This is a genomic window from Bradyrhizobium sp. UFLA01-814 (assembly GCF_046718885.1).
In the GTDB taxonomy this organism is placed as follows: domain Bacteria; phylum Pseudomonadota; class Alphaproteobacteria; order Rhizobiales; family Xanthobacteraceae; genus Bradyrhizobium; species Bradyrhizobium elkanii.
Window position 1 is genome coordinate 22469 of record NZ_JAQOSR010000119.1, and the last position, 6423, is coordinate 28891.

Annotated in this window: 6 protein-coding genes; 1 reads left to right on the plus strand and 5 read right to left on the minus strand. The window is 63.5% G+C overall.

The window, feature by feature from the left end; genetic code table 11:
- Positions 1-24: 24 nt before the first annotated feature.
- Both PMN64_RS29640 and PMN64_RS29645 read right to left on the minus strand, forming a co-directional pair.
- A complete protein-coding gene (locus PMN64_RS29640; RefSeq protein WP_075968771.1) occupies positions 25-357 on the minus strand; it encodes a hypothetical protein in 333 nt (110 codons plus the stop codon).
- A 520-nt stretch (positions 358-877) separates the two neighbouring features.
- Positions 878-1273 carry a helix-turn-helix domain-containing protein gene (locus tag PMN64_RS29645; protein ID WP_016844123.1) on the minus strand — a complete coding sequence of 132 codons (396 nt, stop codon included), beginning with the start codon at positions 1271-1273 and terminating at the stop codon, positions 878-880.
- Between the two features lie 622 nt (positions 1274-1895).
- Here PMN64_RS29645 and PMN64_RS29650 point away from each other — a divergent pair.
- The gene (locus PMN64_RS29650; RefSeq protein WP_051002908.1) at positions 1896-2153 is read left to right on the plus strand and encodes a hypothetical protein; all 258 of its coding nucleotides are present in this window, start codon (positions 1896-1898) and stop codon (positions 2151-2153) included.
- A gap of 51 nt (positions 2154-2204) precedes the next feature.
- Here PMN64_RS29650 and PMN64_RS29655 read toward each other — a convergent pair whose 3' ends face one another.
- The 3 genes from PMN64_RS29655 to PMN64_RS29665 all read right to left on the minus strand — a co-directional run.
- Positions 2205-3524 (minus strand): dicarboxylate/amino acid:cation symporter, encoded by a 1320-nt coding sequence (locus PMN64_RS29655; protein WP_304499220.1) that lies wholly within the window; start codon positions 3522-3524, stop codon positions 2205-2207.
- Between the two features lie 87 nt (positions 3525-3611).
- On the minus strand, positions 3612-5123 hold the full coding sequence (locus PMN64_RS29660; protein ID WP_411783213.1) for a sensor histidine kinase: 1512 nt from the start codon (positions 5121-5123) through the stop codon (positions 3612-3614).
- A gap of 183 nt (positions 5124-5306) precedes the next feature.
- The coding region (locus PMN64_RS29665; RefSeq protein WP_411783214.1) for a serine hydrolase domain-containing protein at positions 5307-6423 on the minus strand (1117 nt) is incomplete at its 5' end.

The following is a 6423-nucleotide window of genomic DNA, read 5'->3' on the forward strand; positions in this document are numbered from 1 at the left end:
GGGCCGAAGCCCCCTCGCTGATGATTAGCGATGGTGTCCGCCGTGATGTCCACCGCCGTGATGGCCGCCATGATGTCCGCCGTGATGAGGGCGGTGCCCGTAATGATGCGGGCGATGGTGGAAGTGCGGACGATGATGCCATCCGTGATGGCGCGGTCCGTAGTAGCCGTATGCGCCCGGCCGCCAATAGCAGCGGCCCCAGCGATCGCAGACCTGGCGCACCTTGTCGACATTGGACGTTTCGCCCGCGATGTGACTGGCTTGCGGAAGCCCGTTGGGCATCGCGGATGCCGCGCCGGACATCAACGCTGCGCTTCCAAGCGCGGCGAGTCCAATAACGGCAAGCTTGATATTCATCGAGATCTCCTTGGTTGAAGCCTGAAAACGTTCATGCGGGCCACTTCGTTGCTGCGACAAAAAAGACAGGCTCTTGCATTCGGTTCTGGCGGCGCCGGTTCAACTGAGGAAATGCGGGAGTTATGAGGTCGCCCGATGTGCGGGCGACAATTGGCCGCGCGACAGAATAGCGACGCATTGCGCGCGCATGCGCTGCGCGAGATGGGAGTCGGAGCGCGAGTTGGAAAAGCGCGGCGCGCATGTGCGGCGATCTGCGCGCATGCTCACGTGGAGCGATGAGATCATGACGCGATGCTCGTCGCTGCTTCATGACCGCGCATCCGGCGCGGGGACTGAAGCTATCCGCCTGGATCACAAAATCTTGAAAGACAGAAGCGCCTCAAGAAAAAGCGCTGCCATCGGCGATGGCAGCGCTTCGACATCTTCTCGGCCCGACCGGCATGTGCGGCCGCAGCGGCCGGCGGACCGGCCGTTGCGGTGTGGTGGGATCGCGTTCGCGGCGCCGCGACCCGATCCGCGCTCAGTCTTCGTTGGCGGCGATCGATTCCATCAGCGACACCAGCTGACGCTGCACCGTCTGATCCTTGATCTTGCTGTAGGCGCGCAGCAACCGGAGGCTGAACGCGCTGTCGAGGAACAGCAGGCTCTCGACTTCGCGGGCCTTGTTGTCGCCGTCGTAGAAGAAGGTGACCGGCACATCCAGCGCCGTCGCGATCTGCTGAAGGCGGGCAGCGCCGACACGGTTGACGCCCTTCTCGTACTTTTGAACCTGCTGGAAGCTGACGCCAAGCTTGTCGCCGAGTTCGGCCTGCGAGATCTTTTGCTCGACACGGCGCAGGCGAATCCGCTTGCCCAACTCAATGTCCGGCTTGCCGGCACTGCGCTGCTTCATCTTCTTTGCTGCTGATCTGTTCATTCTTGTGACCCGTCCTTCAAATCGAGAATCCCTGGCCCGGCTGGGTCAGGGACACGTTCATGATGTACCGCGTTAAGCTCGAGTGGATCGCCAGTTCGTCGGAACCACGAAATCCAGGAAGATCGCGGGATGGTATCCAACCGCAAAAGCGCATTGGAAACACCCTAGTACCAACTCGGTCGACTACCTGAAGTCGACCGCGCCAAGGTGTCTGTCGACACCCCGCCCTCTACATTTGGCAAAATATTGACCAAACCACAACTAGCGCGAGTTTGATCGACACAGATTTTGCGCACATGCATAATAGGCGTCAACGCACAGCGCCCGTAGTTCTACGGGCCACCATATTGTACGGGCGTCGTTGGGTGGATGCAACCCCAGCTAGTGCAGCCTGAGGTCGAGAAGTGGCCGGCGAGTGCTTGACTGAATCATCCGATTTGCAAGAGTTTGACGTAAGTCCAAGTCAGGCTTTCGGAATGTTGCTGGACAATTGCCCAAAAGTTCTCAATCATCTGGAACAAATGTGTGCCTACGACAAGCCGGCGAACTCTGGCGGGAGGGGCCAATGAAGCGAAAGAGGGGAAGGCCTCGACTCTACCTCGCGGCTTCGGGAGTTGAAGAAATGCCGGTCGCAAACACGGAAGAACGGTTGCTGGCGTTGCTCGCAACGCTGGAGGAATGTCAGGCGTTCCTGACCGACCGGGCGAACACGGAGACGGCGCGGCTGTTGTCCCTTGCCATCCTCGAGCTTCGGATGGAGCTCCACAAGGTGACGGATTCCGAGCTGAAGGCCCTCTGCGACATGATCGCGTCGGACGAGCCCGTGCAGGAACAATCGACGACCCGGCAACTGCCGCCGTATTTGAGGCTGGTCAAGTAGGTCAGCGCCCCGCGCCACGCGCGGGACGCTGCTCGCTTTGGGACGCGCGGCTCAGCCCGCAGTCACGTCAACCGCCTCGGCGCCTTCGAGCACGCGACGGGCCTTGTCGCGGTCGAGGTCACCTTCCCATGCCGCGACCACGACGGTGGCGACGCAGTTGCCGATCAAATTGCCGACGGCGCGCGCCATGCCGATGAACCAGTCGACCGAAAGCACCAGCACGAGGCCGATCGCCGGGATGCTCGGCACGGCGTTGAGCGTCGCCGCCAGGATGACGATCGCCGAGCCGGGCACGCCATGCGCACCCTTCGAGGTGATTAACGACACGCCGAGCACCAGCATCAGGTCGCCGAACGACAGCGGCGTGTTGGTCGCCTGCGCGATGAAGACGACCGCAAGCGTCAGGTAGATCGAGAAGGCATCGAGGTTGAAGGAATAGCCGGTCGGAATCACGAGGCCGACCACCGAATCCTTGACGCCGAAACGCTCCAGCTTGCGCATCACCTGCGGCAGCACCGCGTCGGACGATGCCGTGGCGACCACGATCATCAGCTCCTCGCGCAGGTAGCCGAGGAACTTGAGGATGTTGATGCCGGCGAGCGCCATCACGGCGCCGAGCACGCCGAGCACGAAGATCGCGACCGACACGTAGAACAGCGCGACCAGCGATAGCAGCTGCTTCAGCGAACCGACGCCGTATTTGCCGACCGTATAGGCGACGGCGCCGAGCACGCCGATCGGCGCGAAGCGCACGATCAGGCCCATGGCGCGGAACAGCACGGTCGAGACCGCGTCGATGAAGGAGGAGATCTTCTCGCCCTTCTCGCCGCCGACCAGCGCCAGGCTGACGCCGAAGATGATCGCGAAGAACAACACCTGCAGCACGTCGTTGCGCGACAGCGCGTCGAACGAGGTGGTCGGGATGATGTTGAGCAGGAAGCTGCCGATGCCTTCGCCCTTCAGCTTCTGTGCGTTGCTGGCATAGTTGCCGAGCGCCTTGGCATCCAGCGTCGAGGTGTCGATGTTCATGCCGTGGCCGGGGCCGAACAGATAGGCGAGCAGCAGGCCGACCACGAGCGCGACCGTCGTCATCGCCTCGAAATAGACCAGCGCCTTGACGCCGACCCGGCCGACCTTCTTGAGGTCGCCGGCACCCGCAATGCCGTGCACGACGACGCAGAACACGATCGGCGCCACGATCATCGAGATCAGCTTCAGGAAGGCATCGCTGAAGATCTTCAACCCGATCGCGAAATCGGGCGCGGCCATGCCGATGACGATGCCGAGCAGCAGCGCGACAAGCACCTGCACGAACAGTGATGTGTAAAGCGGCTTGCGTGCAACTGTCGCTTCCGCTGCGATGGTCGACATGACTTCCCCCTGGTTCTGGCCGGCCGAACCCGCCCATCGTAGCAACTTGCGTGCCAAGATGTCGCAGGATCGGCCACTCCTGCCCGGTCAGCCGTCGATTTCGAGGGCGCTGGTCACGGTGTAGACGACGCCGTGGGGCAGGAAATCCACGGTGGCCTCGCCGCCGAGCTGGTCGCGGGCGCTGCGCTCGATCAGGCGGGAGCCGAAGCCGCGCTGGACCGGCGCGGTGACCTGTGGGCCGCCGGTCTCGGTCCAGATCATCCGCAGCTTCGGTCCGGAGCTCTCGTTGAGTATCTCCCAGTCCAGCGTCACCGTGCCGGTGTCGTTGGACAGCGCGCCATATTTGGCGGCGTTGGTCGCCATCTCATGCAGGATCATCGACAGCACCAAAGCAAGCCGAGGCGACAGCGGCACGCGGGGTCCGAACATCCTGACCCGCTCGGCGGTGTTGTTCAGCAGATAGGGCCGCAGCACGCGGCTGACCACGTCCTGGAAGTCGGAGCCCTGCCATTTGTCGGTAGAGAGCAGATTATGCGCCTCCGCCAGCGCGCCGAGCCGCCCCTCGAACTTGTCGCGCTCGGTGCGGCTTGCGCTGCGGAAGGTCTGCGTGGCGATCGATTGCAGGATCGCCAGCGTGTTCTTGACGCGGTGGTTGAGCTCCTCGATCAGAAGGTCGTGCAGCATCTCGCCGCGCGCGATCGTGGTTGCCATCCGCACCGCAAAGCCGAGCCCGACCAGCAGCAGGACGCCGCCGATCACGCTGGTGATCGCCAGCGAGCGCCACAGCGGCGCCACCAGCGAGTTCTCCGCGATCCCCGCGGCGACGGTCCAGCCGGTGAGGCGCGATCGGGTGAAGCCCGTGATCAGCGCCACACCTTCCAGCGAGACGGTCGGCAGCGTCGCCTCGCTCTGGCGAAACATCTCGGCAAACAGCGATGGCGAGGCGCGCTGGCCGATGGTCGCCTGCGGATTCGGCACGCGCGCCAGGTTGACGCCGTCGCTGTCGAAGATCGAGATGGTCCAGTCCTGGTTGAGGCGCTGCTTCTCGATGATGGCCTGGAACACCTCGATCGGCGGGCTGAAGGAGATGTCGTAAAGTACCTCGCCGTCGCGCATCACCGGCACCTCGACCGTGATGATCAGCCGCTGCTTCACCGCGCCGAAGAACAGGTTGGAGTATTGCGGCTGCCGCGTCGTGAACACCTTCTCGAGGATCTCGAGATTGTTGCGTGGCGGCAGGCTCGCGGTGTCCGGCGTCAGCGAGGAGAACACCTGGCGTCCGGCGCGGTCCGCCACCAGCACCACGCCATCCTTGCCGTACTGGTCGATGAAGCCGACCGCGACGCGGCGGAAGTTGTCGAAGTCGCTGTTGCGCAGCGAGTTGGTCAGCGCCAGCACCTGCAGCCCGCCGGTCATGCGCTGCATTTCCGCATCGAGCAGCAGGCGGATGCTGCGCGCCGTCTCCAGCACGCGCTGCGTGGCCGCCTGGCGATCCCGCTGATAATTGTGGAAGACGATCCCGACCGCGAAAATGATCAGCGGCAACATCGTTCCCGCGACCAGAAGCGCGAGACGGACTGGCAATGTCAGTTTCGGCACGATGTCCCCAGGTCGGTGCCCATTGGCTGTGAGCTTAGGGGAAGCGGGAAAAGTCCGCCAAAGGAAACAGTTGGTTATCGGAAAAGTTCCGCGGCGCCCAAAGCATGATCCGGAAAAGTGTGAAGCGGTTTTCCGAAAGGATCATGCTCGAACGAGGAGTATGCGCCGCGGAATGACGTCATGTCAGAGATTGCTCTCGGTGATCGCGGCGTAGACCATGGTGCGCAGCTCGCGCCGCAGCGGATAGGCGCTCGACGGCAGCACCTGGGTCATGAAGATCGTGATCAATTCCTCGGCCGGGTCGATGAAGAACGACGTCGTCGCGGCGCCGCCCCAGTTGAATTCGCCCGGGCTGCCGGCGATCAGCGTCTGCGCCGGGTGCATGGTGACGGCGAAGCCGAGGCCGAAGCCGATGCCGTTATAGGCGGCTTCGGCGAACATCGAGCGCGACATCGCCGGCAGATCGACCCCGCCGGGCAGATGGTTCGAGGTCATCAGCTTCACCGTCTTCGGGCCGAGCAGCCTGACGCCGCCGAGCTCGCCGCCATTGAGCAGCGCCCGGCAGAAGGTCAGGTAGTCGGCCGCGGTCGAGCACAGTCCGCCGCCGCCCGAGATCAGCGAAGGCGGCGCCAGGAACGAGCTGGTGGTGGGATCGTCCTGCAGCGTCAGCGTGCCCTTGCGCTCGGCGGCGAGCGGGTTGAAGCCGCCCTGCGGATCGGCGGAATAGCAGGCGGCAAACCGATGCGCCTTGTCGGCCGGCACGAAGAAATCCGTGTCGTTCATGCCGAGCGGCTTGAAGATGCGCTCCTTCAGGAATCGCTCGAACGGCACACCCGAGATCTTGCCGACGAGATAGCCGAGCACGTCGGTCGAGACCGAGTAGTTCCAGGCTTCGCCCGGCGAAAACTCCAGCGGGATCTTCGCCAGGTCCTCGATCATGCCGTCGAGCGTGCCGGCCTTGATGACCTCGCCGATCTTCTTCTCGCGATAGGCCGCGTCGACATTGGAGCGCTGCTGGAAGCCGTAAGTGAGGCCCGAGGTGTGGCGCAAGAGGTCGACGATCTGCATCGGCCGCGTCGGTGGGTGGGTCAGGAAGGCGGGCGCGGTGCCGGCGACGAACACGCCGAGGTTCTTCCATTCCGGAATGTACTTCGCGACCGGCTCGTCGAGCGCGACCTTGCCTTCCTCGACCAGCATCATGAAGGCGACCGACGTGATCGGCTTGGTCATCGAATAGATGCGGAAGACGGTGTCGTCCTTGACCGGCACCTTGCGCTCGAGATCGGCAAAGCCCTGGACC

What these genes read in the sequence shown, in the direction of transcription:
- PMN64_RS29640 (WP_075968771.1), bottom strand. Translation starts at nt 357, where the DNA reads ATGAATATCAAGCTTGCCGTTATTGGACTCGCCGCGCTTGGAAGCGCA.
- PMN64_RS29645 (WP_016844123.1), bottom strand. Translation starts at nt 1,273, where the DNA reads ATGAACAGATCAGCAGCAAAGAAGATGAAGCAGCGCAGTGCCGGCAAG.
- PMN64_RS29650 (WP_051002908.1), top strand. Translation starts at nt 1,896, where the DNA reads ATGCCGGTCGCAAACACGGAAGAACGGTTGCTGGCGTTGCTCGCAACG.
- PMN64_RS29655 (WP_304499220.1), bottom strand. Translation starts at nt 3,524, where the DNA reads ATGTCGACCATCGCAGCGGAAGCGACAGTTGCACGCAAGCCGCTTTAC.